The following is a 25,273-nucleotide window of genomic DNA, read 5'->3' as shown; positions in this document are numbered from 1 at the left end:
GACTACCTGATCCGACGGGGATCCGCGCCCCGGCTCCGGTCCGGAACGGCCCCGTCGGCGCGGCCGCCCCGACCCAGGGGGCCCGACTGGTGGAGGGGCTGGCCGGCTGCCAGGCGCTGGTAGTGGGCTCGGGCGACGCGGCTGATGACGGGCGGCAGCAGTCCGCGTCCCGCCTGGGCGAGGCGCAGCCAGCCGGGTAGGTAGACGGAGGTCCGTCGGTGTTCCACGGCGTGCGCGAGCCGGGCGACGACGGGTCCGACCGGGGAGATCCGGCGGGCCGGGGGCGGCAGCATGGCGCGCACGTCCCTCAGCGCGGGGTCGGTGTCCGCGTCGTGGAGCATGTCGGTGTCGACCCAGTTGAGATAGGCGACGCCCACCGCAACGCCGAGGTGGGCCGTCTCGGTGCGCAGGGCGTGCGCGAAGGCCTCCGCTCCGGCCTTGGAGGCGCAGTACGCGCTCATCATGGGTACGGCTCCGACGGCGGCCAGCGAGGCGATCTGCAGGTAGTAGCCCCGGGTGTGGACCAGGTCCGGCAGGAAGGTCTGCCCGGTCAACGCGCTCCCGGTGAGGTTCACGTCGATGACGCGGCGCCACGTCTGCTGGTTCGCCGTGCGGAGCGAGCCGGCTTCGGCGATTCCCGCGTTGGCGACGACGGCGGACGGGCGTCCCAACCGGGTCCGCACGGTGTCCGCCGCGGCCCGCAGTGCCTCGGCGTCGGTGACGTCCGTTTCGAGCGCGAGTGCGGGTGTGGGCAGGTCGGCCGCCACTCGTTCGAGGGCGTCCTTCTCGTGGCCGAGCAAGGCGATCCGGGCACCGCGGTGGGCGAGTTCCCGGGCGAGGGCGGCGCCGAGGCCTCGCGCGGCCCCGGTCACGACGACCGTACGGCCTGCCAGCGGGCTGTCCTGCATGCGTGTTCGCCCTTTCCTGGTCACTTCTGCGGCTTGCGGCCCGTACGGTCGCGGCCTGCCAGGACGCGCTGCGCCGCGGCGAGTGGGGCCGGTGCCCGGCGGCGCAGCGCGGCGCGTGCCGCGTTGGCGCCCGGCGCGCCGTGGACCCCGCCGCCGGGGTGGGCGCCCGCGGATGCGAGATACAGGCCGGTCACCGGGGTCTCCGCGCGGCCGGTCCCCGGCGCGGGCCGGAACACCAGCTGCTGGTGCATGGCCGCGGTACCGCCGTTGATCGCGCCTCCGTGCAGATTGCGGTCGAGGGCTTCCAGGGTGGGCGGGGCCAGAATGCGGCGCGCGCGGATCGTCGAACGGAAGCCGGGGGCGAACCGTTCCACCTGTCGCTCCACCCGGTCGGCCATGACCTCCTGCTCCCGGCTGTCCCAGGTTCCGGTGATCTTCTCGTCGCCCGCGTCGCCCCGAATGTGCTGCGGGACGTGGGTGTAGGCCCAGGCGGACTCGGTCCCGCTGGGTGAGCGGGTGGCGTCCGAGGTGGTCATCTGGCCGAAGAGCGAGAAGGGCCGGTCGGGCACCTGACCCATGGCGATCTGCGCGGCGAACCGGGTGAGTTCGTCCACGCCGTCGGCCAGATGGACGGTGCCGGCCCCGGCCGCTTCCTCGGCCTGCCAGGGCACCCGCCCGTCGAGCGCCCAGTCCACCTTGAAAGTGCTGAAGTCCCACTGGAAGCGGCGCAGGTCGTCCATGAGCTGGGACGGCAGGTGCTCAGGAGCGACCAGATCGCCGTACAGCACGGGCACGGACACGTCCGCGAGCACGGCGCGCGACGCGGCCACCGTCTCAGCGTCGGCCGTGCGCACCGCGACCGCCCGGCCGCCCCGCACGACGATCTGTTCCGCCTTGCGGCCGCACTGCACCGTCGCGCCGCGCGCCTCCAGTCGTGCGACCAGGGCCCGGACGAGTTCGCCTGATCCGCCGACCGGCACGGGGAAGCCGTACGTCTGCCCCAGCATCGCCATGAGCCAGCCGAACCCGCCGCTGCCCGAGGCCTCGGGCGCGAGGTCGGCGTGGAGGGCGTTGCCCGCGAGCAGGATCCGGCCGCCCTCGCCGACGAACTCCTCCTCGCCAAGCCGCCGTGCCGGGAGCACCAGCGAGCGGGCCAGGCGCAGCCCACCGGCCGTCCGGAGCCGGTAGGCGAGGCGTGCACCCGAACGGATGGGCGGGAACGGGGTGAACAACGCTCCCAGGATGTCGGGGCGGACGTCCTCCCACACGTCGTGCAGGCGCCGCCAGGCCGCCCCGTCCCCCGCCGCGAAGCGGTCGAGCGAGGCGGCCGTGACGTCGATTCTTCTGTCGAGGACCGCGCAGCGGCCGTCGGTGAGGGGGTGCGCCAGCACGCTGGGCGCATGGCTCCACCGCAAGCCGTGCTCATGCAGCCGAAGCTGCTCGAGCACCGGGGACGCAGCGGCCAGCGGGTAGAAGGAGCTGAAGAGGTCGTTGACGAAGTCCGGGTGCACGCCGCGGTCGTGGCGGACCGCGCCGCCGGGCTCCGGCTGCTCCTCGAGCACCGTCACGCTCCAGCCTGCGTCCGCCAGCAGGTTGGCCGCCACCAGCCCGTTGGGGCCGGCGCCGATCACCACCGCGTCAGGCATGACCCTCGCCGCTCGCGTGGTGGCGCGCGCCGCTCCCGGCGGTCGCCGGGCCGTCGCCGTTCTTGGGATGTGCCTGCTCGGCTTCGCAGACCCGCGCCAGGCGGGCGAGCATCGCGCGGTGCCGCAGCTGGATCACCGCTTCCGCCCCGAAGTTGTGCAAGGTGCCGGCCGCGCCGTGCAGCGGGTGTTCGTCGACCGTCACCAGGCAGCGCTCGCCCCACGGTCGTAGCTGCAAGGAGATCCGCGCGGTGCCCAGGAATCCTGCTTTCGCCTCCAGCTCCAACAGGGTGCCGGGTTCGCAGTACCGTACGACCGTCTCGTTATGGAGCCGCACCGGGCCCAGCGGCACCTCGTACTCGATGGCCGCCCCAACAGCCGGCCACCGGCCGCTCACGGGCTGGGACGACGAGGTCCCCACCACCCAGTCCACGTACCGGCTGCCGTCCGCGAGGACGGTCCATACCGCCGCGGGGCTCGCCTTGATCATTCGATGACGCCGCGCCATTGCTGTCTCCCGCGTTCGCGTGGGGGGTCCGATCCTGTCGGTGCCCCCGCCGGGTGCCCCGATCCGCTCGTCTCAACATGAGCGCTACGAGGGGCGCTGCCCCGGCCACGTTCCAGTAAGGCACGACCTGCGCCGGGCCGCACACGCGGTGGACGTCCCGGGAGGGATCAATCCGGCCAGACGCCGGTGAGCCGTTGCGTGGTCCGCGCGCCGCCTCGCTCGACGGCCGCCCGGACCACGGCGAAGATGGCCCCCTGCAGAGCGGCGGCGATCAGGATCTCGCGCCAGTGGCGTTGTTCGTCCGTGGCGTCGGGCGCGTCCTCCTCATGCCCGACCCGCTTCCACACCTGCTGGAAGACGGCGCCCGCCACCGCGCCCGACGCCATGCCGAGCCCGATGCCGAGCGGCTTGTAGGCGATCTTCACGAAGTTCATCGGTGCCTCCTGTTGCCCTTGTTGCCCTCTCGTTCCACACCTGCGGCCGAGCGCCGAGCGGCTCGTCCGCCGTGGCGGCCGGCCGCCCCCACCGCGTGCCCAGTCCTGCGGACAGCGAACCTGCCGTGGCCTCGACACGCGCGGCGAACGGCGACCGCCGCCCCCTTGGCCCGCGCGGAGTCTGACGTACGGTTTTGCTTGGCCGAGCTTCACCGCGCTGCCCACCCCATCGATCCCCGAGAGCCCATGACTCTGTCTGAGACCTGCCCCGCCGCCCCTCTGCCCGATCTGCCCGCCCCCGCGTCCGACGCCGGCGACCTCGTCGAGGTCGACGCGGCGCTCCTGACCGCTCTCGACCGGCTCCCGCCACGGGTGCGTCCGGTCGCGGCGTATCACATGGGATTCGACCCGGACACCTGCCGCGACCTGCGCACCCGGCACCGGGGGAAGGCGCTGCGGGCCCGGCTGGCCCTGGCCGCGGCCCGCGGTGGTCCCGAGCCCCGCCGAGCGATCACGGCGGCCGTCGCCGTGGAGCTGTTGCACGGCTTCTCCCTGCTGCACGACGACATCATGGACGGCGACCGGACCCGCCGCGGCCGGCCTGCCGCCTGGGTCGCCTACGGCACACCGGCCGCGCTCCTGGCCGGCGACGCCCTGATGACGCTCGCGCTGCGGGTGCTGACCGACACCGGGGACATCGCGGCCGTCGACGCGGGCGTGCGGGTGATGGACGCCCTGGTGCGGGGCCAGAGCGACGACCTCGCTTTCGAGGACGAGCGGCACATCACCGTGGACGCCTACGTGGCCATGGCGGCGGGCAAGACGGGCGCGCTGACCGCCGCGGCCTGCGAGTTGGCCGCCCTGCTCGCGGGCGCTCCGGCGGTGGCGGTCGAGGCGTTGGAGCGCTTCGGACGGCACGCGGGCATCGCCTTCCAGATCGCCGACGACGTCCTCGGCATCTGGGGAGACCCGCGCCGCACCGGCAAGCCCGTCGGCGGTGACCTCGCCGCGCGGAAGAAGACACTGCCGGTGGTGGCCGCCCTGCACGCGGCCGGGCGGGAAGCCGGGCGGCTCCGCGACCTGCTCGACACGGACTCCACGCTCGACGCGGCGCAGACCCGCGAGGCCACCGCCCTGATCGAGGCCCTCGGGGGACACGCCGCCGCTCACACGCTCGCCCAGCATCACCTCGGCTGCGCCCTGAACGCTCTGTACGGGTGCGACCTTCCGCCCGAGGCCTCTGACGGCCTGCGCGCGCTCGCCCGCCGGATGGCGACCAGGTCCCACTGACCACGCCCGCGCCGGCGTGGGTGACCCCACTGCCTGTCGCAGGCCCGTCAGTGAGCGGGCTCCCCGCGGTAGTGGTCGTCGATCTGCGCGCGGTAGCCGGGGTCGGTGACGCGCATGTCCCTGTCGAAGCGCGGGGCCGCCTTGATCCGGTCCTGCGCGTGGGTCACGTGCACGGTCCGGTTCACTTCGTCGACGTGCGCGACGGTCCAACGCGGCAGCAGCACCTTCTTGCTGAGCAGCGGTCCGCCCGTGTCGACGACGAGATGCTCGGCGCCGACCTCCTGCGAGTAGGGGTCGACCGTGCCGATCGGGCCGTCACTCGCCTCGACCGCGTAACCGATGAGGCGGTCCGGAGCTGCGAGGTGCTCACTCGTGGTGCCGGAGACCTGGACGCTGTCGTTCATGGATCTGTCCTCTCCGCCGCGAGCGTTGTCCGCGGACTGTGTAGGAAGCTTCATGTCAATCGCTTCATGTCAATCGCTTCATGTCAATCGCTTCATGTCGGAGGCTTCTTGGGAGTCGCCTCCGCCTGTCTGCATCCCACCTGTCCGCCGCGCCTCAGCCGAAACGTCCCCGTGAGGGTGACAACGCCAAGCGTTCGCACGTGAGTTGGTGTGGAGCGCGGTCGGTGGAACGAGAACGAACGTCGCCATACACGCCCCTCCTGCCACGTGAAGGGCTGACACTGGAACGACTGGAGCCTCTTCAACCTCGCGCGCATCGCGGCCAGTTGACGCAGAGGCCGCCTCGCCCCCGTCCCGCACTCACCAAGGAGCACCCATGACCCTGCCGCTCAGCCCGCCGGTGCTCCGCACACTCGCCGCGGCAGCCGTCATCCCCGAAGACATCCAGGAGTCGGCGCCGCTGACCGGAGGCACCTACAACACCCTCGTCAGGGTCGTACTGCGCGACCGGCGGCGCTGGGTCGTGAAACTGCCGCCGCCCGCCACCGGCGGAACCACGCTGACCTACGAGCACGATCTGCTGCGCGCGGAGAGTGTGTACTACGACGCCGCGTCCCGCGTCGACGGGGTGCCGATGCCGCGCGTGGTGCACACCCAACTGGACGGCGACCCGGCGACGGTGACCGGCCTCGTCATGACCGAACGTCCCGGAGTCCCCTGGCAGCAAACCGGGCAAGATCTACAGACCCACGAACGGGGCTTGTTGCGGGCGGAGTTGGGCGGGCATGTCGCACGGCTGCACACTCTGACCGGCCCCGCCTTCGGGTACCCCGCCCGCCCGTTCGGGCCGCCTCCGGCCACGTGGCGGCAGGCATTCACCGAGATGACCGACGCCGTCCTCGACGACGCCGAGCGCTTCCACGCCCAACTGCCGCGGCCCGTGGGCACGGTGCGCACCATTCTCGCCTCAGCCGCGGACGTCCTGGACGATGTCACCCGGCCCGCCGTGGTCCACTTCGACCTGTGGGAGGGCAACCTGCTGCTCGACGGCCCGCCGGGCCACCGCTCCCTCAGCGGCATCATCGACGGTGAGCGCATGTTCTTCGGCGATCCGGTCGCCGAGTTCGTCTCCCTCGCCCTGTTCGGCGACATCGAAGAGGACGAGGCTTTCCTGACCGGCTACGCGGCAGCCGGCGGCCGAGCCCCCTTCACCGACTCCATGCGTCTGCGCTACCAGCTGTACCGCGCCTACCTCTACCTGATCATGCTGGTCGAAACAGTGCCCCGCCGGTACGGCCCCGAACGCCGGGCCTGGGCCTGGACACACGCGGGCAAGGAACTGACCGTGGCCCTGGACGCGGTCACCGCCGCCACAACGCTCTGAGTGAAGGCATGGCCAATGGCATAATCACCAGATCCTTCACGGTCTCGCCCAGGGCGCCGAACCGGGCCCGGTGAACCGGTCAGCGATCCAACGCACGCTGGAGTCAGGCATGACGGCACAGTTCTCCGGAAGCCGAATCGACACGAGCAAGCCCCACCCGGCTCGCGTCTACGACTGGCTGCTGGGCGGCAAGGACAACTATCTGGTCGACCAGGAAGTGGCGGAGAAGCTGCCGCTCGAGGCGCGGCACAACGCCATGCGCAACCGTGCGTTCATGCACCGCGCGGCGGCCTGGCTGGCAGGCAACGGCATGGACCAGTTCCTCGACATCGGCACGGGGATCCCGACCGAGCCGAACCTGCACCAGATCGTGCAGGGCATCGTGCCGTCGGCGCGGATCGCCTACGCCGACAACGACCCCATCGTGCTGCGGCACGCGGAAGCGCTCCTGGTCAGCAGCGCGGAGGGGGCCACCGACTACGAGGAGGCCGACGTCCGCCGGCCCGAGACGATCCTCGACCACGCGCGGTCGTTCCTGGACTTCACCCGCCCCATCGCGCTGTCGATGATCGCGCTGATGCACTTCGTCACCGACGAAGAGGACCCGTACGGGCTGACGCGCACGCTTCTCGACGCGCTGCCGTCGGGCAGTTACTTCATGTTCTCCCACGGCACCACCGATGAGCACCCGCACCTCGTACAGTCGGTGACCACCACCTACCGCAAGGGCGAGATCCCCTTGCGCATGCGCACGCGGGCCGAGATCGAGCCGTTCTTCGAAGGTCTGGAGCTGGTTGATCCAGGGCTGGTCACAGCGACCAAGTGGTACAAGGACTCGCCCGCTCCCCAGCAGGAGACGAGCGGCTTCTACGTCGGCGTGGCGCGCGTGCCGTAGCCCGGACGGCGGGTGCCGCCCGGGCCGCGGATTGAGCTCTGGAAGGGATTACACGGTGCCGAGGGCCGTGCGCAGGGTGGCGACGGCCTGGTTGATGGCGGCTTCGGCGGCGTGGGTCTCGCGCAGCGGGTTGAGCATCACGAAGTCGTGGATGACGGCCTGGTAGCGCACGGCCGTGACCGCGACGCCGGCCTGCCGGAGCTTGTTCGCGTAGGCCTCGCCCTCGTCGCGCAGCACATCGGCCTCGCCGGTGATGACGAGGGCCGAGGGCAGGCCCTGCAGCTGCTCGGTGGTGGCGCGCAGCGGTGAGGCGGTGATCTCGGCCCGCTGGTTCTCGTCGGTGGTGTACTGGTCCCAGAACCACTGCATGGCGTCGCGGCGAAGGAAATACCCCTCGGCGAACTGGTGGTAGGACGACGTGTCGAAGGACGCGTCGGTGACCGGGTAGAAGAGCACCTGCTGCACCAGCGGCACATCGCCGCGTTCCTTGGCCATCAGGGTCAGCGCGGCGCTCATGTTGCCGCCGACGGAGTCGCCGGCCACCGCGATCCGGGTGGCGTCAAGGTTGTTGGCAGCCCCCTCGCGGACGACCCACTGGGCGACGGCGTAGTTCTGCTCGATCGCGACCGGGTAGCGGGCCTCGGGAGACAGGTCGTACTCGGGGAAGACGACGGCCGCCCCGGCGCCGACGGCGAGTTCGCGCACGAGCCGGTCGTGCGTGTGGGCATTGCCGAAGACCCAGCCCGCGCCGTGGATGTAGACGATCACCGGCAGCGTCCCCTCCGCGTCGGCGGGCCGGACGACGCGGGCCCTGACCGAGCCGGTGGGCCCGCCCTGGACGGTGATCCACTCCTCGACGATCTCCGGCTTCGCGATCTCGCCGGACTGCACCTCGTCGACGGCCTTACGACCCTCGACCGGACCGAGATCGAAGAGGTAGGGCGGGTTCGCGGTGGCCTCGGCGAAGGCGGCGGCAGCCGGTTCAAGCACCGGGGGCGTGACGGACTCGGACATGAGGTGCTCCTCAGGGGTCGTGTCGACGGCCGCGTTGACCGTCCGACGGGGACGACATGAAAGGTACCCCTCGATTGAGTCGTGCACAACTTAATCGAGCCGTATACGATCGTGGGCATAAGGAACTGGTAAAGTGGACGGTGCCGAGATTCGACGTTAGGACCGCACTCGTGGACCACGCCGCAGAACAGGGCTCGCTCCTCCTCCGGGACCAGCTGTGCTTCGCCCTGTACGCCGCCTCACGGTCGGTGACCGCGCGCTACCGGCCCCTGCTGGAAGAGCTGGAGCTGACCTACCCGCAGTACCTGGTCATGCTGGTGCTGTGGGATCAACAGACGGCCTCCGTCCGTGAGTTGGGAGCCGCGCTCCAGCTGGAGTCCAGCACTCTCTCCCCGCTGCTGAAACGCCTGGAGGCCGGTGGCCTGATCCTCAGGCAGCGACGCGTGGACGACGAGCGCTCCGTGACCGTCAGCCTCACCGAGGCCGGTACGGACCTGCGCGAGAAGGCCCACGCCGTCCCCCTGGCCATCGGCGAGGCCATGGGCCTCACCCCCGAACAGGACGCCACGGCCAAACACCTGCTCCGCCTGCTCACCGCCAACGTCAACCGCACCTGAGCGAGCACCGGCCCGCCCGGGCCCGGCGCTTTCGAAAGCCGACTTCCCTGCATATCCCAGGTGTGCGCCGATATGATGCCCACGGTCGCACATGCCCGCCGGTGGGGCCTTTGAGCGTTCCAGCACGACGGGGGTGTGCCGTGAAGTCACCGACCGATCCGTGGCAGGCACTTACCGACACCGACGGCGACACGGTGGGCTGGCAGTTCCAGCAGCCCGGCCTGACGTCGAGAGCCCTGCCGTTCGGGCTGGTCGCGGTGGTGGCCACGCTCAGCGTCCTGGTACCGGACGTCCGCGTCAATTCGTGGCCCGAGTACGTGGCGAGCGTCGCGCTCCTGCTCGCGTGCGCCGGGGCTTTCCTGCTGCCGTGGCAGCGGATGCCGGCGTGGTCCCCGGTTCTGATGCCGCTGCTCTACACCGGTTCCGTACTGGAGTTGATCCTGGCATCGGGTGTGGCTTCCGGTGTGGGTCTGGTGCTTCTCGTGCCCCTGATCTGGTCGGTGCTGTTCCATCGCCGGTGGGAGTCGGTGTGCGTGGTGGTGGCGCTGGTGGCCGTCCAGGCCGCGTCGTCCATCGCCCAGGCGACCCCCGCCACCGTGATCGGCAGACGCGTGGTGCTCTGGAGCGCTCTCGGCATGCTGATCGCGGTGGCCGCCCATGGACTGCGGGACCGCATCAGAGCCTCGCTGGTGGCCAACGCGGCGCTGCAGGCGGAGGTGCGCGAGCTCTCCCTGGCCCGGGAGCGGGACCGGATCGCCGCCGGTCTCCGCGAGAGCGTGGTCCGCAAGATCTTCGACGCCGGGCTGAACCTGCACGGCACGGCCGCGATGATCGGCGAGGGGCCCGCGCACCGGAGGCTGATGCGGGGTGTCGCCGACCTCGACGGCGTGATCCGGGCGTTGCGGGAGAGCGTGTTCGACCTGGGCGACGACGCCGGGCCGCCGATCGGCGCCGCCGAGAAGTCCGAACCCGACGAGCTCCGATGACCGGCCTGCTCGGGCGTTCGCGACGATCCGCCGCTGCCGGTCCGGGGCCGCCGACGTTGTCGGTGGAGGTGTCGGCAGCGCTCGAGTGGAGGCGGCGCGGGCGAGCCGCTTCTGCGACAACTCCCCGCGTCAGCGCTTGAGTTGCCCGTCCAGCCACTCCAGCACCTCGGGGGTGACGGGATCGGTGATGTCGGCGTACTCCTCGTGCTTCTTCAGGAACTTCGCCACGTACGGGCAGACCGGCACGATCCGCAGGCCCGCGCGGCGTACATCGTCCAGGGCCTCCCGTACGAGGATCGAGGCCAGCCCCTGCCCGGCATGGGCGTCGTCGATCTCGGTGTGGAAGAAGACCCGGCGGTCGTCCCGGTCGCGGTACGCGGTGAATCCGGCGGTGCTGCCGTCGACCTGGATCGTGTAGCGGTGGCGGGCGTCGAGGCGTTCGACGACGGGCGGGGTCACGGGCTGAGTCATGGCGGGCCTTTCAGTGCCGGTAAGTACGGGCCGGAGTCGGTCAGTGCCGGGTCGGGTTCTTGCGCGGGGTGATCGTGGCGTGCGGGAGGGCGGGGGCGGGGAGGCGATCGCCGGGGTAGCCCTCGACCGCGCCGAAGCGGTCCGAGGCCTCCTGCCAGTCCTGGCGGGCCTCGACGATGTCCTGATGGCTGCGGCCGGTGAAGTTCCACCGCGTACCGAGCCCATGGGATGTTATCCCAGGTCAACGGCGGGCGGGGGGCCAGCCGAAAGCGGAACGGATGGCAACCTACGGCGGGTCGCGGTTTGAGGACTACGCCGCGCAGTGGACGGTCGGCCAACGGGACCTGGGGCCGGCGTCCCCGCGGCACCTCAACTCACTGCTGGAGCACCACCTCCTGCCGGCGCTGGCGAGCAGGCGCATGAACACGTTCGACCACAAAGTGGACGAAGGCTTCATTCGGACCATGGAAGCAACGGAGTTGGCCTGGCCACGCAGCCCAACGCCTTCGGAAAACGCAAGGCCATCCTGCTGAACTCGACGACGACTTCGTCTTCTACGGCGCCCCGGAGAACCCTGGCGGTACCGTCCATCACCTTGGCCTTCCTGGGCGAACTGCCGGTGCATGCCGTCCAGCGGCTTCGTTCACTCCCCCACCGAAGTGGCAGCTGCCCGCCCCTCTCTCGAACTGGCGCTGATCGGTGGCGGACACTTCGACGAGCGAGGTGCTGTGGAGCGGCATCGATGGGGATCTCGACCAACTGCACGAGTCGACCGAAGCAGTACGGGCGCGGGTGAGGGGCCGCGGCCTCGCCTTCACCGAACGTCCGCCGCGTCCGCACCTCACGCCGGCCCGCGCTCGCCGCTACGACAACGCGTCCGCAACAGCGGCCGCCGCCTGCCTCGACGGCTTCACCAGAAGCCCTTGGCGGACCGAAAGCCTCCACCTCGTCGGCAGCACGGTAAGAGGACATCCAGGTCCGCGGCGCTAAATGGATATCGACACATGGGCTGACGCGCCCCGCCCTGGCAGGCGAGGCACGTCGACCATCACGTACGCATGGACATACACATACGAGCTCGACTCAACGACGGTCAGCAGCTCAGATTGGAGCCCGTCGGGACGCCGAGGATCGCGGCGAAGTTCTGGTAGGAGTTGATCCGGCTCTGCACCTGGCCGGGGTTGCCGCCGTTGCATTCGATGCTGCCGTTGATGCTGCGGATGGTCTCCCCGAAGCCGGAGCCGTTGACCATGGCGTTGTGCGGGGTCATGGTGCCGGGGCCGGTCTGGGTGTTCCAGTACCACAGGCCGGTCTTCCAGGCTATCGCCGAGTTGGTCTGCACGAGGTTCGGGTTATTCAGAAGGTCGATGCCGAGGGCGTCGCCCGCGGCCTTGTAGTTGAAGTTCCAGCTGAGCTGGATCGGGCCACGGCCGTAGTAGGCGGCCGTGCCGGCCGGGCAGCCGTAGGACCGGCTCGTGTCGCAGTAGTGCGGGTAGTTGGCAGTGTTCTGTTCGACGATGTGGACGAGGCCGCCGGTCTCGTGGCCGACGTTCGCGAGGAAGGCCGCGGCCTCCTGCTTCTTCACCGTGTCGCTGCCGGTGTTGGCGAAGCCGGGGTACGCGCTGAGCGCCGCGGTCAGACCGCTGTAGGTGTAGAACGAGTTCCGGCTCGGGAACATCTGGTTGAACTGCGCCTCGCTCACGACGAAGGACCCGTTGTTCGGCGGTGTGGTGCCGCCGTCGCAGGTGTAGGGGTCCCAGAACCAGGTGCTGATCAGCGGGTCGTAGCCGGGGTTGTCGTGCTCGGCGACGTAGTACTTGCCGTCCGTGTACTTGACGATGTCACCGGTCACGTAGTTGTGACCCGCGGCCCACGCCGGATAGTTGCAGGTGGTGCCGGTGCCGCCGCCCGAGCCGCCGCTACAGGCACCCTGGTCGGCCCAGACGTCCACGGCGCCGGGGGTCTCCCCCTGGGTCCACCACTTGGCCTGCCAGTTATGGCTGTTGTACGAGGCGGTCATGCCGCCGGTGTAGACGGAGGACGAATTCCAGGCGGTGGCGCAGGTGGCGGCGGAGGCGGGGGACGCCAGCGGGACAAGTACGGCGAGCCCTACCGCCACCGCAAGTGCGGCGAGCAGAGCAATGAACCGTTGTCTGGACACGAGACCACTCCTTCAGGGGGTTGAGTGGGACCGAGACAGACTCAAGCGAATTGGTATGGACCTGTCAAGGTCCATACCAGGCAATCTCGTTGGGTCGGATACGTCGGCGCAAACGGGACCGGTTGCGGGCCACAGCGACGAAAGGAGGATTCCGAGCCACCCGGGACGCCGCAACCCGGCCGAGCCTCGTTCGTGTCCAGCGCTGAAGGGGTCGCGTTCGCAGGGCCGGTGGACTTCCGTCACCTCGGCGCGCCCCCGGAGTCCCGCCCGCATGATCGTCCAGCAACCGCCATTCGCGCAGCTCAGCGCCTGTTCCCTCGCGGCTTGAGGAAACATTCGGCAACTCCGGAGCGGGCAGCGGGTCCCCGTCGTACCCCTCCACGACACCGAACCGTCGCCCTTCCATCCAGTCCTGACGCGCGATGAAGTTCCACCGCGTACCGAGCCCTTGGACCGGCATCCTTGCGGCACCTCGACTCGCTGCTGGAGCACCACATTCCGCCGGCTCTGGGGAGCAGGCGCATGGACGATGGAACGCAACGGCGTCGGCCTGGCCACGCAGTACAACGCCTTCGGCAAACTCAAGGCCATCCTGCTGGACGCCCACCGACTCGGCCTGTACGACGACAACCCCGTCGCCGGCATCAAACCGCCAGCGGCACCCGGCACCACGAGACCGACGGAGAAGAAGCTTCCTTCCCGGATGACGAACGGGGCCGCGACGCGGGTGCCGGTTGAGACCGCCGACCCAGGGGCCGGGCCTCGGTGCGGCTGACGCGGACAGCCCTGACCTCGGCCTAAGCTCGGCGCTGTGACGTGGCTGAGGGCGCTGATGGAGGTCGCGCGTTCCGGGCTGACGATCGAGCGGACGCGGCTCGAACCCCTGATCGCACTGCGCGCGGCGGCCGGCCTCGCGATCGTGATCGGGCTCTCGCTGTGGCTTTCCTCCCCGGCCTCCGCGGCCTCCGCCGCGTTCGGCGCGTTCTCGGCCGGCGCCGCCACGTTCCAGCGCAGCTGGCGCCCGCGCAAGGTGCTCGCGCTGGCCGCCGGCGCCGGTCTGGCGCTCAGCACCTTCCTGGGCTATATCGCGGCGGCACACCTCGTAGCGTTCCTTCTGCTGCTCGCAGCGTGGGCATTCTTCGCCGGGGTGGCCTGGGCCGCAGGCCCGACCGCCGGAATCGTCGCGACCACCACCGTCGGCATCATGCTGGTGACTGTCACCCTGCCCTCCAGCATCGGCCAGGCATGGGAACACGCCGCGGTCATCGCCTTCGGCGGAGTGGTGCAGGCGACGCTCATCCTGCTGGTCCCGATCCGCCGGTGGGGAGCGCACCGAGACGCGCTCGCCGATGCCCTCGCCGCCGTGGCGGACTACGCCCGGCGACTGCGGCACGATTCCACGGCCCGCTTCGACCCGGAACCGATGATGACGGCTCGGGACGCTGCCGCGGTCACGCCGTTGCAGGCGCGCAGGCGGCCCGCCGCCCTGCACGGCCCCCGCGGTCTGGCCGAGCGCATCAGGCCGGTTCTGGCATCGCTCGCCGACCCCGCGGTGGGCGCTCCGGCGGAGGGCCCGGAACGCGACCGGGCGCGGGAACTGCTGGCCGCGGCCGCCGAGGTCCTGGACGCCGCTGCTCGTTCGATCCGCCGCGGTGCCCCGGCCGAGGTGCCTGCCCTGGCCATTGAGGCGCTACGGGCCGGGGCAGGGAACGAGGACGAGGTGCTGAAGGGGCCGGCGCGAGCGGCCGCGGCCCGGCTGGTCGACCTGCTCGGCGAGGTCGTGGAGACCACGGAGTGCGGTGATACCCGCGCGGCGTACGCCCCTGCCCCCGGGAAACCGGGCGCCTCGACCCTGCTGCGTCCGACCATGCTCCGGATGGTGCCGGCCGTCCTGCGCTCGATGCGCCGCGAACTGGTGCCGGACTCGCCGGTCCTCCGGCACGCCGTACGTCTGGCGGTGGTGGCCTCCCTTGGCTATCTGCTCGGTACGGTGCTCCCCCTGGGGCACGGCTACTGGGTCCCGATCACCTCCGTCATGGTGCTGCGGCCCGACTTCCATCAGACCTATGCCCGGGCTGTGGCCCGGTTCGTCGGCACTCTGATCGGTGTCGGACTGGCCACCGGGGTGGTGCAGTTGGTGGGCCCCGGCCCGTATCTGTCCGGCGGGCTCGCCGTGTGCTCGGCCGCGCTGCTGTACCTGCTGATGCACACCGGGTACGCAGTCTCACAGGCCTTTGTGGCGGCGTATGTCGTCTTCCTGCTCGACATGGGGGGCGAGGGGTGGCACCAGACCGTGCCGGACCGGGTGCTGCTCACGCTGCTCGGCGGTGCGCTCGCGATGTTGGCCTACATGATCTTCCCGGCGTGGGAGACCCCGCGGCTGCTGGACCGGATCGCGGACTGGCTGGCCGCGAGCGGGCGGTACGCGGCGGCGGTGGTCGCCGCGTACGCGGATCCGGCGGACCGGCACCGTGCGGAAGTGCGGCGTGCCCTGCTCGCCAGCCGTGCGGCGGAGGCGGCGTGGGACGAGGCCTTCGACCGGGCCAGGCGGGAGCCCGTCAAGCACCGTGGACTGAGCCGCGCTGCGGCGGAGGACGCCCGGGAAGCGCTCAAGTCGCTGGGACGGGCGGCGATGCTGCTGGAGGCCCACTTGCCGGCGCAGGGTGCGCGGCCTGTCCCCGGCGCCGAGCGGTTCGCCGAGGCCCTGAGGGCGGACATCACGCAGGCGGCACGGGAGGTACGCCGGCGGCAGACCCCGTCCTGGGACCGGATCGAGGAGGCGCTCGCCACGTGGAAGAGCGCGGGAGACAGCCCGGCACCGGTGGTGCGGCGCGGGGCGGACCTCGTGCTGCGGGCCCTCAAGGAGCTGACGACCGCCATCGATACGTCGCCGCTGGAGCGGGAGGTGGCGTCGGTCCGGCAAGATCGGCAGGTACGAGCGGACCGGGAGGAGGGAGCGCAGGGAGGGCAGGACGGCGCCTCGGCCCAACCGCCGCGGAAGGCCATCTGAGCGGGCCCGGTCCCCGTCAGCCTTCGCCGGCGGCCGTCGCGCCGGGTGCTTCCCCGGGCCCCGGGCAGTACGGATTTTCCACGATCATGCCGTTGAGCCAGGCCTGCGGGTGGGCCTTGACCAGTGGAAGGATCACATCGCTACCGAATATGTCCAGGTCGTACATGCACATGCCCACCTGCGGACGTGACCTCAGCCAGCGTGTCGCGTTCACCTCGTACCGAACGAGTTCACGGACGAAGAAGGGCTGCACGAGCGGCTGCGCCCAGCTCATATCGGCCGCCACCCGGGCGTAGGCACCATCACCACCCTGGAACGTCTCCTCGGACCAGGCGTACATCCGGGCCAGGGTGCGGTCTCCGTCGAATGCCCCGTTCTGCAGATACTCGGCCGGCCCCCTGATCCGGAGGTTCTCCGAACCTCGGCTGCCTGCGGACCCGGACGCGGTCAAGACGTCGCGGAACGTGAGGCCCTCTCCCTCCGCGCCCAGGAAGAGACAGCTGTGTCCCCTGTCCAAACCGTCCGCGAAGTACGGCGCCACGAGCCGGTCCCGCTCGGCACGGCCCCGGTAGAGGACGCAGACATGGTCACCGGCCGCCAGCGGAACCCCGCTCACTGAAGCGACGGATGCCTGGAGGGTCTCCGCTGTCCGCTGATGCATCGCTCGTCTCCTGATCGGGGTCAGCCGCCCAGAACTCTCCACACCCGGGCAGCGACATGCAGGTTCAGCCGACTGTCGACGTCCCCGAGGTCAATACCGCTGACCTCGCGGATGCGCTGGAGCCGGTAGCGCAAAGTGCTGCGGTGAATGGCCAGGGCGCTCGCCGTGGCGTCGTAGTTGCCGCCGCACTCGAAATACTCGGAGAGGGTCTGGACCAGGTCCGAGTGGTGCGCGGCGTCGTAGTCCATGAGCGGACCGAGCCACTCACGGACGAACTGCTCGACCTCGCGGTAGCTGCCACCCGGCCCCAGGATCCGATAAAAGCCCAGTTCGTCGAAGGTGGTGACGCCGTGCGGTGACTGCGAGTTCTGACGGACCTCCAGAGAGCGCAGTGCTTCCTGGTACGAGCGCGAGATCTCGCTCGGGGTGTCACAGCGCCCGCCCACACCGATGGAACCGGTGGGCGAGCCGAGTTCGCCGGCCACTGCCTCATACAGGGCCGTCGCCCGTGGACGGCCTTGCAGGACGAGGACGGCCATACCGGACCGTCTGGTCGGCATTGACCGCATCCGCAGCCCGGCAGCGGCCCGGCCGACCGCCTGCACGAAGGCGTCGTCGGCCGGCCGGCCCACCCATTGCACCGCGGCAAGATAGTGCGGGCGGTGCAGGTCATGGCCGAGCGCGGCGGCCCGGGCGTAGGCGCCTTCGTCGTCGGTGCCGGTGATCAGGTCGTCCACCAGCTCGCGCCGTAGCCGCAGTTCCACCTCGGCGAGATTGCGCAGGTGGGCCAGTTCCAGGGCCAGCACGGTGCAGGTGTGGTCGAGGGCGAACTGCTCCTGCTCGCCGGTGCTTGCCGCGGGGTCGATCAGGGCGACGGTGCCGAGGACCTCGCCACGGTGCCGGGCCAGAGCGATGAGCCGTTCCCCCACCCGCACCGGCCGCAGCCTGCGGACCACCCCGTGCAGAAGCTCTTCTTGCCGGGACGCCTCGGGTTTCGGGTAGGGGTCGGGCGGGCCCGGGCCCGCCCAGGCCAGCAGATTGCCGAAGCGGTCCTCGATGGCGACCGGGTAATCAGTGAGCCGGTGGAGGGCCTCTGCGATGCCGTGTACGCCGTCATCGTTCGCGGAGGCGTCACTGAGCATCTCGTGGACGGAACGCTGATACTCCAGTTCGGAAAGGGACGTGCTGAGCCGGGCGTTCGTGGCCGCGTGATCCTCGTTGACCTGCCGAAGCTGCTGTGCGACGACGCGTGCAGTCCGCCTCGTCTTGGCATGTGTCAGGGCCGCCGCGGTCTGCTGCGCCAAAACCTGCAGCAGGAAGTACTCGTCGTCGGTGGGCTGCGACGGAGCACTGACCACCAACTGGCCGATGCCGTCCGCCTTGCCACGCAGCGCGAAGTGCCAGCCCCATGCCCGGTCCGGCACCGTGACCGGCCCGTCCCGGCCCCGCGCCGGCCTGACCTGGGCATCGAGGTGAGGTGTGGCGTGCGGCCAGTCGACGGGGATTCGAGTCAGGCCGCTGTCGAGTTCGAGGTAGGCGGCCTCGGCCCGGAACGGGCCGAGGCCGCCTACGGCCGTGAGTGCCAGCGTCAGCACTTCACGCTCGTCCGGCCCGTCATTCATGATCATTGAGAGCACGAGAAGGCTGTGGACCCGTGCCAGATGCTCGCGGCCCCAGGCGTTCCGGGGGGATCCACCGGCCGTGCCCGAGGTCGTGATCATGTCTGCTGCCGCGGCTTCCCTAAGAAAACATTCCGAAAGCCCACGTTACTAACGTATGTACGTCTTGTCCGCATATACCCCTCGTTGTACTCGTTCTGTCAGATCGAGATCGCGGAGGAATTTCGGCCCGACAGGACCAGGCTGCGGGGCGCCCGCGGCGGTGAGACTGGTGCGGTCAGCGGTGATCCAGTGGTGCCACGCGTCCGTCTGGAGGAGGGGACATGAGCATGCAGGACCGTCGCACCATGAGTAACGAAGGAGTACCTCATGGCTAAGGCAGTCGGAATTGACCTCGGCACCACCAACTCCGTGATCGCCGCATGGGAGGGCGGTGAGGCGACGGTTCTCCCGAACTCCGAGGGCAACCGCACGACCCCGTCCGTCGTTGCGTTCACCGACACGGGTGAACGGCTCGTAGGTCAGTTGGCCCGCCGCCAGGCGATCCTCAATCCCAAGGGGACCATCTACTCGGCCAAGCGGTTCATCGGCCGCCGCTACGACGAGATATCCGACGAGGCGAAGGCCGTCGGGTTCGACGTGGTCGCCGATGAGCACGGCAATGCCCGCTTCGAAGTGCGCGACAAACTGTATGCGCCGGAGGAGGTCAGCGCACTGGTGCTGCGCAAGCTCGCCGACGACGCCGCGAAGCAGCTGGGCGAGAAGGTGACGGAGGCCGTCATCACCGTCCCCGCCTACTTCAATGACGCCCAGCGCACCGCGACAAAGGACGCGGGGCGCATCGCGGGCCTGGAGGTCCTGCGCATCATCAACGAGCCCACCGCAGCCGCCCTCGCCTACGGGCTGGACAAGAAGGGGCACGAGACCGTGCTCGTCTTCGACCTGGGCGGCGGCACCTTCGACGTCAGCCTGCTCGACGTCGGCGACGGGGTGGTCGAGGTCCGGTCGACCGCGGGCGACAGCCACCTGGGCGGTGACGACTTCGACCGGCGGCTGGTGGATCACCTGGCGGACAACTTCCAACGGGACAACGGCATCGATCTGCGAAGCGACCCGCAGGCCCTGCAACGGCTCTTCGAGGCCGCCGAGAAGGCCAAGACCGAACTCAGTACGGTCACTCAGACTCAGGTCAGCCTGCCGTTCATCACTGCGGACGCCGCCGGACCGAAGCATCTGACCGAGACGGTCATGCGGTCCACGTTCGAGCAGATCACCGAGGATCTGGTCGAGCGGACCATGGAACCGGTCAAGCAGGCGATGGCCGACGCCAAGATCAGCGAGAGCGATATCGACGAGGTCATCCTCGTGGGCGGCTCCACACGCATCCCGGCCGTCCAGAATCTCGTCCGCCGGCTGACCGGTGGCAAGGACCCGAACATGAGCGTCAACCCCGACGAGGTCGTGGCCATGGGCGCCGCGATCCAGGCCGGAGTGCTCAAGGGCGACGTCAAGGACGTCCTGCTGCTCGACGTCATCCCTCTGTCGCTCGGTGTGGAGACCCGCGGCGGTGTCATGACCAAGCTCATCGAGCGGAACACCACCATCCCGGTCCGCCGCACGGAGACCTTCTCCACCGCCGAGGACAACCAGGGAGCCGTCGACATCGTCGTCCTGCAGGGCGAGCGTGAGCTCGCGCAGGACAACCGTGTCCTCGGCCGCTTCCAGCTCAAGGACATCAGGCCGGCGCCCCGCGGTGAGCCGCAGATCGAGGTCACCTTCGATGTCGACGCCAACGGCATCCTGAACGTCACCGCACGGGACAAGAACACCGGCGCCGAGCAGGGCATCACCATCAGCGAGGGCTCCAACCTCGACCAGAGCGAGGTCGAGCGGATGGTCCGGGAAGCCGAAGATCACCGCGGTGAGGACCAGGCACTGCGCGAGGCGGTGGACGCCCGCAACGAACTGGACGCCGTGGCCCACCAGGTCGAACGCCGGCTCAACGAACTGGCCGACGCCGCGCCCGCGCACGAGAAGGCACGTGCCGAGATGCTCGTCACCGACGCCCGGGAAGCCGTCAAGGAGGAAGCGCCGCTCGACAGGGTCAGGTCGCTGACCTCCGAGCTCCAGCAGATCCATGCCTCGCTCGCCTCCCACCAGGCAGGCGCGGGCCCGTCCGCGGGGGACCAGACCACGGCAGGCTCCGCGGCAGCGGGCGGGCCGAGCAGCCCCAGCGGATCCGACGACGACGTGATCGACGCCGAATTCGACAAGAGCTGAGGTGCGGTGATGTCCACCGAACAGGAGCCGACGCGCCCCCAGGAGGAGCTGCCCCAGGCCCCGCCCCCGGAGCAGCCGGAGGTGGACGACCACGCCGCGGCCCTCGACGAACTCCAGGACCGCTGGCGCCGCGCGCTCGCGGACCTGGACAACCTCCGCAAGCGTCACGCGAAGGAACTGGAGCGCGAACGCAGCATCGAACGCGCCCGCACCGCGGCGGCGTGGCTGCCCGTGATCGACAATCTGGACCTGGCACTCTCACACGCCGGATCCGACCCCTCGGCCGTACTGGAAGGCGTCAAGGCCGTACGCGACCAAGCGGTCGGCGTGCTCGGCCGACTCGGGTATCCCCGCTACGAGGAGACCGGAGTGCCCTTCGACCCGACCAGGCACGAGGTCGTCGGCACCGTCGAGGACCCCGATGCCGAGCCGAACACCGTGGTCCAGATCCTGCGTCCCGGGTACGGCGAGGGCAGCCAACAGCTGCGTCCTGCAGCCGTCATGGTCACCAAGCGGCAGGAGTGACGCCCTATGGCACGGGACTACTACGACGTGCTCGGGGTGCAGCGCAACGCGAGCTCCGACGACATTCAGCAGGCCTTCCGCAAACTGGCGCGCAAATACCACCCCGACATCAACAAGGATCCGCAGGCCGAGGAGCGCTTCAAGGAGCTCAACGAGGCGTACAGCGTGCTGTCCGACCCCAAGACCCGTAGCCGCTACGACCGCTTCGGCGAAGACTTCCGGCAGATCCCGGAGGACTGGGACGAGCGGGTGGCCGCAGGGGCCGGAGCCCGTGGCCGTGGCCCCTCCGGCCGCGGCGGGGGCGACGGCGGCGGGGTCCGGTTCGAATACGGCGAGGGATTCGACGGCTCCGGCATCAACTTCGAGGACCTGTTCGGAGGGATGTTCAGCCGCGGCGGAGACGGCGGCCGGCGCGGGGGGCCGGTCCCCGGCGCCGACCAGGAGGCCGAGATCCAGCTCGGTGTAGCGGAGGCGTACCGCGGCGGCCACCGCAGCCTCACCCTCGCCGGGCCCGGCGGACAGCGGACCTACGACGTCAACATCCCCCGGGGTGTGGTCGAGGGACAGCGCATCCGGCTGGCCGGGGAAGGCGGAACGGGGAGGGGTGAGGGCCCTCCGGGGGATCTGTACCTCCGCGTGCGGATCAAGCCCGACTCGCGATTCCGCCTGGACGGCCGGGACATCCATGTCGCGGTGCCGGTGACGCCGTGGGAGGCGGCGCTCGGCGCGACGGTACCGGTTCCCACGCCCGGCGGCACTGCCAAGGTCACCGTGCCCAAGGCCTCCTCCAGCGGCCGCCGGCTGCGGCTGCGCGGCGAGGGGATGCCCAACCCCCGTGGCACCGACGGAGACCTGTACGCGGAGGTCCGCATCATGGTGCCGCCCGACCTCACCGACCGGGAGCGCGAACTCTTCGAGGAGTTGGCTGCCGTTTCCACCTTCGACCCGAGGAAGCAAGGATGACCCACGATCCGCGGCGTGCTGCCGCCGGGCCGGAGGCCGGGCATCGCCGGATGACGGCCCAGGGCCCGCAGCAGCCCCTCAATGTCATTGTCCGCAACTACGCCATCGTGCCCGTCCACCGACTCAGCCTCGACACCGTGGCCCGACGCTCGGGACTCCACCCCGATCTCGTCCGGCGGTTCGTCACACTCGGCCTGGTCGACGCCACGCGGGACGAGCGGGACCGGCTGTGGTTCGAACCGACCGCCCCCGCCACGCTCGCCCGAATCCAACGGCTACGGGCCGGACTCCCCCTCAACTACGCGTCCCTCGGTCTGGTGCTCGACCTGCTCGACCGGATCAGCGAACTGGAGGCCGCGTTGAGGCGCAGCAACGCCGGCTCTAGGAGTGATGAATCGTGGATATGAACCGGCTCACCCAGAAGTCCCAGGAAGCTCTCCAGCAAGCGCAGACGATCGCCGGCCGGATGGACCAGACCGAGGTCGACGGCGAGCATCTGCTGCTGGCACTCCTCGATCAGCCGGAGGGGCTGGTGCCACGGCTCTTCGACCAAGCCGGCGCCGACACGGAGGCGTTGCGCGCCTCGCTCACGAGCGAGTTGTCGCGCAGGCCGAAGGTGACCGGGCCCGGCGCCACACCCGGACAGGTACACGTCACCCAGCGGCTTGCCAAGCTGCTGGACAACGCCGAGCAGGAGGCCAAGCGCCTCAAGGACGAATATGTGTCCGTGGAGCACCTCGTCCTGCCACTGGCCGACGAGGGATCCAAGACCGCGGCGGGACGCCTGCTCAAGGAACACGGCATCACCAAGGACTCCTTCCTGTCCGCGCTCACCCGGATCCGCGGCAACCAGCGGGTCACCTCGGCCACTCCGGAGTCCGCGTACGAGGCGTTGGAGAAGTACGGCCGTGATCTGGTGGCCGAGGCGCGGAACGGCAAGATGGACCCGGTGATCGGCCGGGACGCGGAGATCCGCCGGGTCATGCAGATCCTCAGCCGTAAAACCAAGAACAACCCCGTACTGATCGGCGATCCGGGCGTCGGCAAGACGGCCATCGTGGAAGGCCTGGCACAGCGGATCGTCCGCGGCGACGTTCCCGAGGGGCTGCGCGAGAAGACCATCTTCTCCCTCGACATGAGCTCGCTGGTGGCAGGTGCCAAGTACCGCGGTGAGTTCGAGGAACGACTGCAGGCCGTACTGAGCGAGGTCAAGGCCGCTGAGGGGCGCATCCTGCTCTTCGTCGACGAACTCCACACGGTCGTCGGAGCCGGTGGCGGCGCCGAGGGCGCGATGGACGCCGGGAACATGCTCAAGCCGATGCTCGCCCGCGGTGAGCTGCACATGATCGGCGCCACCACGCTGGACGAGTACCGCAAGCACGTCGAATCCGACGCCGCCCTCGAACGCCGCTTCCAGCAGGTCGTGGTGGACGAGCCGAGTGTGGAGGACACCGTCTCCATCCTTCGCGGCCTGCGCGAACGCCTTGAGGTCTTCCACGGTGTGAAGATCCAGGACACCGCGCTCGTCGCCGCTGCCACTCTCAGCCACCGGTACATCTCCGACCGGTTCCTGCCCGACAAGGCCATCGACCTCGTCGACGAGGCCTGCGCACGGCTGCGCACCGAGATCGACTCCATGCCGGCCGAACTCGACGAGAGCACCCGCCGGGTGACCCGCCTGGAGATCGAGGAAGCGGCCCTGTCGAAGGAGACCGACCCCGCCAGCCGTAAGCGGCTGGAAGAGCTCCGGCGCGAACTGTCCGACCTGCGTGCCGAGGCCGACGCCATGAACGCCCAGTGGGAGGCCGAACGCCAGGCCATCCGGCGGGTGCAGGAACTGCGTCAGGAACTGGAGCGGGTCCGCCAGGAAGCCGAGGAGGCCGAGCGGAACTACGACCTCAACCGCGCCGCCGAACTGCGCTACGGCACACTCACCGAACTCGAACGCCGGCTCGCCGCCGAAGAGGAGGCACTCGCCGCCAAGCAGGGCGAGACCCGGCTCCTGCGCGAGGTCGTCACGGAGGACGAGATCGCCGAGATCGTCGCCGCGTGGACCGGCGTCCCGGTGACCCGGCTGCAGGAAGGCGAACGGGAGAAGCTGCTGCGGCTGGACGAGATCCTCACCGAGCGCGTGATCGGTCAGGACGAGGCCGTCAAGCTGGTCACCGACGCCATCATCCGGGCCCGCTCCGGAATCCGCGACCCGCGTCGTCCCATCGGCTCGTTCATCTTCCTCGGCCCCACCGGCGTCGGAAAGACCGAACTGGCCAAGGCGCTCGCCGCGGCGCTGTTCGACTCCGAAGAGAGCATCGTCCGCCTCGACATGAGCGAGTACCAAGAACGGCACACCGTCAGCAGGCTGGTCGGAGCGCCGCCCGGATACGTCGGCTACGAGGAGGGCGGCCAGCTCACCGAGGCGGTCCGCCGCAAGCCCTACTCCGTGGTCCTGTTCGACGAGGTGGAGAAGGCGCATGCCGATGTCTTCAACACGTTGCTGCAGGTGCTCGACGACGGCCGGATCACCGACGCCCAGGGACGCACCGTCGACTTCCGCAACACCGTTGTCATCATGACCTCCAACATCGGATCGACACATCTGCTCGACGGGGCGAGCGTCAAGGGCGAGATCGAACCCGAGGCGCGGGCCCTGGTGATGGGCGAGCTGCAGAGCCACTTCCGCCCCGAGTTCCTCAACCGCGTCGACGACATCGTGCTGTTCAAGCCGCTGGGCATGGAGCAGATCAAGCGCATCGTCGAGCTGCAGTTCAACGATCTGCGCCGGCGCCTGGCCGAACGCCAGGTCACCGTCGAGCTCACCGACCAGGCCCGAGAACTCATCGCCCAGCAGGGCTTCGACCCCGTCTACGGGGCACGGCCGCTACGCCGCTTCATCTCCCACGAGGTGGAAACGCTCGTCGGACGGGCGCTGATCCGCGGCGATGTACAGGACGGCTCGACGATCCGGGTCGACGCCCAGAACGGTGAGCTGGTCGTGACGTACGACGGGCCGGCCCGGGCCGACCATGGAATGGCTGCGTGAGAACGATGGCTACGAGCCGGAGCAAGACGGTCGCCTGCGAGAAGTGCGGCCGAAAGAACCGGGTGCCGGCAGCAGGAGAGGGGCGCCCTCAGTGCGGAAACTGCCACGCTTGGCTGCCCTGGATCGTCGAGGCCGGCGATGACGACTTCGCGGAGATCGCCGAGCAGGCGGCGCCCGTCGTCCTCATCGACCTGTGGGCCACCTGGTGCGGTCCATGCCGCATGGTCAGCCCCGCGCTGGAACAGGTCGCCCGTGAGCTCGCAGGAAAGATCAAGCTCGTCAAGGTCGATGTCGACCAGGCTCCCCAGCTGTCCCAGCGGTTCCAGGTGCAGGCCGTGCCGACCCTGCTCCTCCTCGACAGGGGAGAGGTGATCGCCCGGCAGGCCGGCGCCGCCCCCGCCAATGCGCTGCGCCAATGGGTCGAGGACAACACCGCGGGACTCCGCTGAGCCGCCCGACG

Annotated in this window: 24 protein-coding genes and 1 pseudogene; 14 read left to right on the top strand and 11 right to left on the bottom strand. The window is 70.0% G+C overall.

The window, feature by feature from the left end; translation table 11 throughout:
- Positions 1–2: 2 nt before the first annotated feature.
- The 4 genes from ACIREE_RS32980 to ACIREE_RS32965 all read right to left on the bottom strand — a co-directional run bounded on the left by ACIREE_RS32980 (position 3) and on the right by ACIREE_RS32965 (position 3,493).
- A complete protein-coding gene (locus tag ACIREE_RS32980; protein ID WP_404160471.1) occupies positions 3–908 on the bottom strand; it encodes an SDR family oxidoreductase in 906 nt (301 codons plus the stop codon).
- Positions 909–928: 20 nt separating this feature from the next.
- Positions 929–2,554 (bottom strand): phytoene desaturase family protein, encoded by a 1,626-nt coding sequence (locus ACIREE_RS32975; RefSeq protein WP_404160468.1) that lies wholly within the window; start codon positions 2,552–2,554, stop codon positions 929–931.
- Positions 2,547–3,059 carry an SRPBCC family protein gene (locus tag ACIREE_RS32970; RefSeq protein ID WP_404160466.1) on the bottom strand — a complete coding sequence of 171 codons (513 nt, stop codon included), beginning with the start codon at positions 3,057–3,059 and terminating at the stop codon, positions 2,547–2,549. Before ACIREE_RS32970 ends, ACIREE_RS32975 begins: the two co-directional genes overlap by 8 nt.
- A 167-nt stretch (positions 3,060–3,226) precedes the next feature.
- Positions 3,227–3,493: a DUF4235 domain-containing protein gene (locus ACIREE_RS32965; RefSeq protein WP_404160464.1), complete on the bottom strand. Its 267-nt coding sequence runs from the start codon at positions 3,491–3,493 to the stop codon at positions 3,227–3,229.
- A 246-nt stretch (positions 3,494–3,739) separates the two neighbouring features.
- On the opposite strand from ACIREE_RS32965, the gene ACIREE_RS32960 reads away from it, so the two are divergent.
- Entirely contained in the window at positions 3,740–4,783 is a 1,044-nt protein-coding gene (locus tag ACIREE_RS32960; protein WP_404160461.1) for a polyprenyl synthetase family protein, read from the top strand.
- A gap of 47 nt (positions 4,784–4,830) precedes the next feature.
- On the opposite strand, the gene ACIREE_RS32955 is transcribed toward ACIREE_RS32960, so the two are convergent.
- The gene (locus ACIREE_RS32955; RefSeq protein WP_404160458.1) at positions 4,831–5,187 is read right to left on the bottom strand and encodes a PRC-barrel domain-containing protein; all 357 of its coding nucleotides are present in this window, start codon (positions 5,185–5,187) and stop codon (positions 4,831–4,833) included.
- Positions 5,188–5,563: 376 nt separating this feature from the next.
- On the opposite strand from ACIREE_RS32955, the gene ACIREE_RS32950 reads away from it, so the two are divergent.
- Together ACIREE_RS32950 and ACIREE_RS32945 are read left to right on the top strand one after the other, a co-directional pair.
- Entirely contained in the window at positions 5,564–6,571 is a 1,008-nt protein-coding gene (locus ACIREE_RS32950; protein WP_404160455.1) for a phosphotransferase family protein, read from the top strand.
- A 109-nt stretch (positions 6,572–6,680) separates the two neighbouring features.
- Positions 6,681–7,466: an SAM-dependent methyltransferase gene (locus ACIREE_RS32945; RefSeq protein WP_404160453.1), complete on the top strand. Its 786-nt coding sequence runs from the start codon at positions 6,681–6,683 to the stop codon at positions 7,464–7,466.
- A gap of 48 nt (positions 7,467–7,514) precedes the next feature.
- On the opposite strand, the gene ACIREE_RS32940 is transcribed toward ACIREE_RS32945, so the two are convergent.
- The gene (locus ACIREE_RS32940; RefSeq protein WP_404160450.1) at positions 7,515–8,480 is read right to left on the bottom strand and encodes an alpha/beta hydrolase; all 966 of its coding nucleotides are present in this window, start codon (positions 8,478–8,480) and stop codon (positions 7,515–7,517) included.
- Positions 8,481–8,650: 170 nt separating this feature from the next.
- On the opposite strand from ACIREE_RS32940, the gene ACIREE_RS32935 reads away from it, so the two are divergent.
- Positions 8,651–9,097: a MarR family winged helix-turn-helix transcriptional regulator gene (locus ACIREE_RS32935; RefSeq protein ID WP_404160448.1), complete on the top strand. Its 447-nt coding sequence runs from the start codon at positions 8,651–8,653 to the stop codon at positions 9,095–9,097.
- Positions 9,098–9,237: 140 nt separating this feature from the next.
- Positions 9,238–10,083: a hypothetical protein gene (locus ACIREE_RS32930; RefSeq protein ID WP_404160446.1), complete on the top strand. Its 846-nt coding sequence runs from the start codon at positions 9,238–9,240 to the stop codon at positions 10,081–10,083.
- A 129-nt stretch (positions 10,084–10,212) separates the two neighbouring features.
- Here the strand turns inward: ACIREE_RS32930 and ACIREE_RS32925 are convergent, their stop codons facing one another.
- Together ACIREE_RS32925 and ACIREE_RS32920 are read right to left on the bottom strand one after the other, a co-directional pair.
- On the bottom strand, positions 10,213–10,554 hold the full coding sequence (locus ACIREE_RS32925) for a GNAT family N-acetyltransferase (RefSeq protein WP_404160442.1): 342 nt from the start codon (positions 10,552–10,554) through the stop codon (positions 10,213–10,215).
- Positions 10,555–10,594: 40 nt separating this feature from the next.
- Positions 10,595–10,762 (bottom strand): annotated as a pseudogene (locus ACIREE_RS32920) (pirin family protein); the annotation flags it as partial.
- A gap of 491 nt (positions 10,763–11,253) precedes the next feature.
- Here ACIREE_RS32920 and ACIREE_RS32915 point away from each other — a divergent pair.
- Positions 11,254–11,544, top strand: a complete 291-nt coding sequence (locus ACIREE_RS32915; RefSeq protein ID WP_404160439.1) for a 2'-5' RNA ligase family protein — start codon at positions 11,254–11,256, stop codon at positions 11,542–11,544.
- Between the two features lie 103 nt (positions 11,545–11,647).
- Here the strand turns inward: ACIREE_RS32915 and ACIREE_RS32910 are convergent, their stop codons facing one another.
- Complete coding sequence (locus ACIREE_RS32910; RefSeq protein ID WP_404160436.1) at positions 11,648–12,715, bottom strand: glycoside hydrolase family 19 protein; 1,068 nt, start codon at positions 12,713–12,715, stop codon at positions 11,648–11,650.
- A 529-nt stretch (positions 12,716–13,244) separates the two neighbouring features.
- Here ACIREE_RS32910 and ACIREE_RS32905 point away from each other — a divergent pair.
- The gene (locus ACIREE_RS32905) at positions 13,245–13,490 is read left to right on the top strand and encodes a hypothetical protein (RefSeq protein WP_404160433.1); all 246 of its coding nucleotides are present in this window, start codon (positions 13,245–13,247) and stop codon (positions 13,488–13,490) included.
- Positions 13,491–13,526: 36 nt separating this feature from the next.
- Complete coding sequence (locus ACIREE_RS32900) at positions 13,527–15,725, top strand: FUSC family protein (protein WP_404160430.1); 2,199 nt, start codon at positions 13,527–13,529, stop codon at positions 15,723–15,725.
- A gap of 16 nt (positions 15,726–15,741) precedes the next feature.
- Here ACIREE_RS32900 and ACIREE_RS32895 read toward each other — a convergent pair whose 3' ends face one another.
- The gene (locus tag ACIREE_RS32895) at positions 15,742–16,386 is read right to left on the bottom strand and encodes an MEDS domain-containing protein (protein WP_404160427.1); all 645 of its coding nucleotides are present in this window, start codon (positions 16,384–16,386) and stop codon (positions 15,742–15,744) included.
- Positions 16,387–16,406: 20 nt separating this feature from the next.
- On the bottom strand, positions 16,407–18,014 hold the full coding sequence (locus tag ACIREE_RS32890) for a PucR family transcriptional regulator (RefSeq protein ID WP_404160425.1): 1,608 nt from the start codon (positions 18,012–18,014) through the stop codon (positions 16,407–16,409).
- A 360-nt stretch (positions 18,015–18,374) separates the two neighbouring features.
- Here ACIREE_RS32890 and dnaK point away from each other — a divergent pair, with 360 nt between their 5' ends.
- Genes dnaK through trxA form a run of 6 tightly spaced genes read left to right on the top strand, consistent with a single transcriptional unit; the run spans position 18,375 to position 25,262 of the window.
- Positions 18,375–20,285, top strand: coding sequence for a molecular chaperone DnaK (dnaK, locus tag ACIREE_RS32885; protein ID WP_404160422.1), 1,911 nt, complete (start codon positions 18,375–18,377; stop codon positions 20,283–20,285).
- Between the two features lie 9 nt (positions 20,286–20,294).
- Positions 20,295–20,810, top strand: a complete 516-nt coding sequence (locus tag ACIREE_RS32880; protein WP_404160421.1) for a nucleotide exchange factor GrpE — start codon at positions 20,295–20,297, stop codon at positions 20,808–20,810.
- A 6-nt stretch (positions 20,811–20,816) separates the two neighbouring features.
- Positions 20,817–21,773 carry a DnaJ C-terminal domain-containing protein gene (locus tag ACIREE_RS32875; RefSeq protein WP_404160418.1) on the top strand — a complete coding sequence of 319 codons (957 nt, stop codon included), beginning with the start codon at positions 20,817–20,819 and terminating at the stop codon, positions 21,771–21,773.
- Positions 21,774–21,823: 50 nt separating this feature from the next.
- Positions 21,824–22,180, top strand: a complete 357-nt coding sequence (locus tag ACIREE_RS32870; RefSeq protein WP_404160899.1) for a chaperone modulator CbpM — start codon at positions 21,824–21,826, stop codon at positions 22,178–22,180.
- Positions 22,171–24,813 (top strand): ATP-dependent chaperone ClpB, encoded by a 2,643-nt coding sequence (gene clpB, locus ACIREE_RS32865; RefSeq protein ID WP_404160416.1) that lies wholly within the window; start codon positions 22,171–22,173, stop codon positions 24,811–24,813. Before ACIREE_RS32870 ends, clpB begins: the two co-directional genes overlap by 10 nt.
- 5 nt (positions 24,814–24,818) lie before the next feature.
- Entirely contained in the window at positions 24,819–25,262 is a 444-nt protein-coding gene (trxA, locus tag ACIREE_RS32860) for a thioredoxin (protein WP_404160413.1), read from the top strand.
- Positions 25,263–25,273 lie beyond the last annotated feature (11 nt).

Origin of the sequence: Streptomyces sp. NPDC102467, assembly GCF_044765445.1 — a bacterium.
Classification (GTDB): Bacteria; Actinomycetota; Actinomycetes; order Streptomycetales; family Streptomycetaceae; genus Streptomyces.
Note: the sequence above shows the minus strand (reverse complement) of the source record. Positions and strands in the feature narration are given on the sequence as shown.

Coding starts and splice junctions, on each gene's coding strand:
- ACIREE_RS32980 (WP_404160471.1), bottom strand. CDS start 908: ATGCAGGACAGCCCGCTGGCAGGCCGTACGGTCGTCGTGACCGGGGCC.
- ACIREE_RS32975 (WP_404160468.1), bottom strand. CDS start 2,554: ATGCCTGACGCGGTGGTGATCGGCGCCGGCCCCAACGGGCTGGTGGCG.
- ACIREE_RS32970 (WP_404160466.1), bottom strand. CDS start 3,059: ATGGCGCGGCGTCATCGAATGATCAAGGCGAGCCCCGCGGCGGTATGG.
- ACIREE_RS32965 (WP_404160464.1), bottom strand. CDS start 3,493: ATGAACTTCGTGAAGATCGCCTACAAGCCGCTCGGCATCGGGCTCGGC.
- ACIREE_RS32960 (WP_404160461.1), top strand. CDS start 3,740: ATGACTCTGTCTGAGACCTGCCCCGCCGCCCCTCTGCCCGATCTGCCC.
- ACIREE_RS32955 (WP_404160458.1), bottom strand. CDS start 5,187: ATGAACGACAGCGTCCAGGTCTCCGGCACCACGAGTGAGCACCTCGCA.
- ACIREE_RS32950 (WP_404160455.1), top strand. CDS start 5,564: ATGACCCTGCCGCTCAGCCCGCCGGTGCTCCGCACACTCGCCGCGGCA.
- ACIREE_RS32945 (WP_404160453.1), top strand. CDS start 6,681: ATGACGGCACAGTTCTCCGGAAGCCGAATCGACACGAGCAAGCCCCAC.
- ACIREE_RS32940 (WP_404160450.1), bottom strand. CDS start 8,480: ATGTCCGAGTCCGTCACGCCCCCGGTGCTTGAACCGGCTGCCGCCGCC.
- ACIREE_RS32925 (WP_404160442.1), bottom strand. CDS start 10,554: ATGACTCAGCCCGTGACCCCGCCCGTCGTCGAACGCCTCGACGCCCGC.
- ACIREE_RS32905 (WP_404160433.1), top strand. CDS start 13,245: ATGGAACGCAACGGCGTCGGCCTGGCCACGCAGTACAACGCCTTCGGC.
- ACIREE_RS32895 (WP_404160427.1), bottom strand. CDS start 16,386: ATGCATCAGCGGACAGCGGAGACCCTCCAGGCATCCGTCGCTTCAGTG.
- ACIREE_RS32890 (WP_404160425.1), bottom strand. CDS start 18,014: ATGATCATGAATGACGGGCCGGACGAGCGTGAAGTGCTGACGCTGGCA.
- dnaK (WP_404160422.1), top strand. CDS start 18,375: ATGGCTAAGGCAGTCGGAATTGACCTCGGCACCACCAACTCCGTGATC.
- ACIREE_RS32880 (WP_404160421.1), top strand. CDS start 20,295: ATGTCCACCGAACAGGAGCCGACGCGCCCCCAGGAGGAGCTGCCCCAG.
- ACIREE_RS32875 (WP_404160418.1), top strand. CDS start 20,817: ATGGCACGGGACTACTACGACGTGCTCGGGGTGCAGCGCAACGCGAGC.
- ACIREE_RS32870 (WP_404160899.1), top strand. CDS start 21,824: ATGACGGCCCAGGGCCCGCAGCAGCCCCTCAATGTCATTGTCCGCAAC.
- trxA (WP_404160413.1), top strand. CDS start 24,819: ATGGCTACGAGCCGGAGCAAGACGGTCGCCTGCGAGAAGTGCGGCCGA.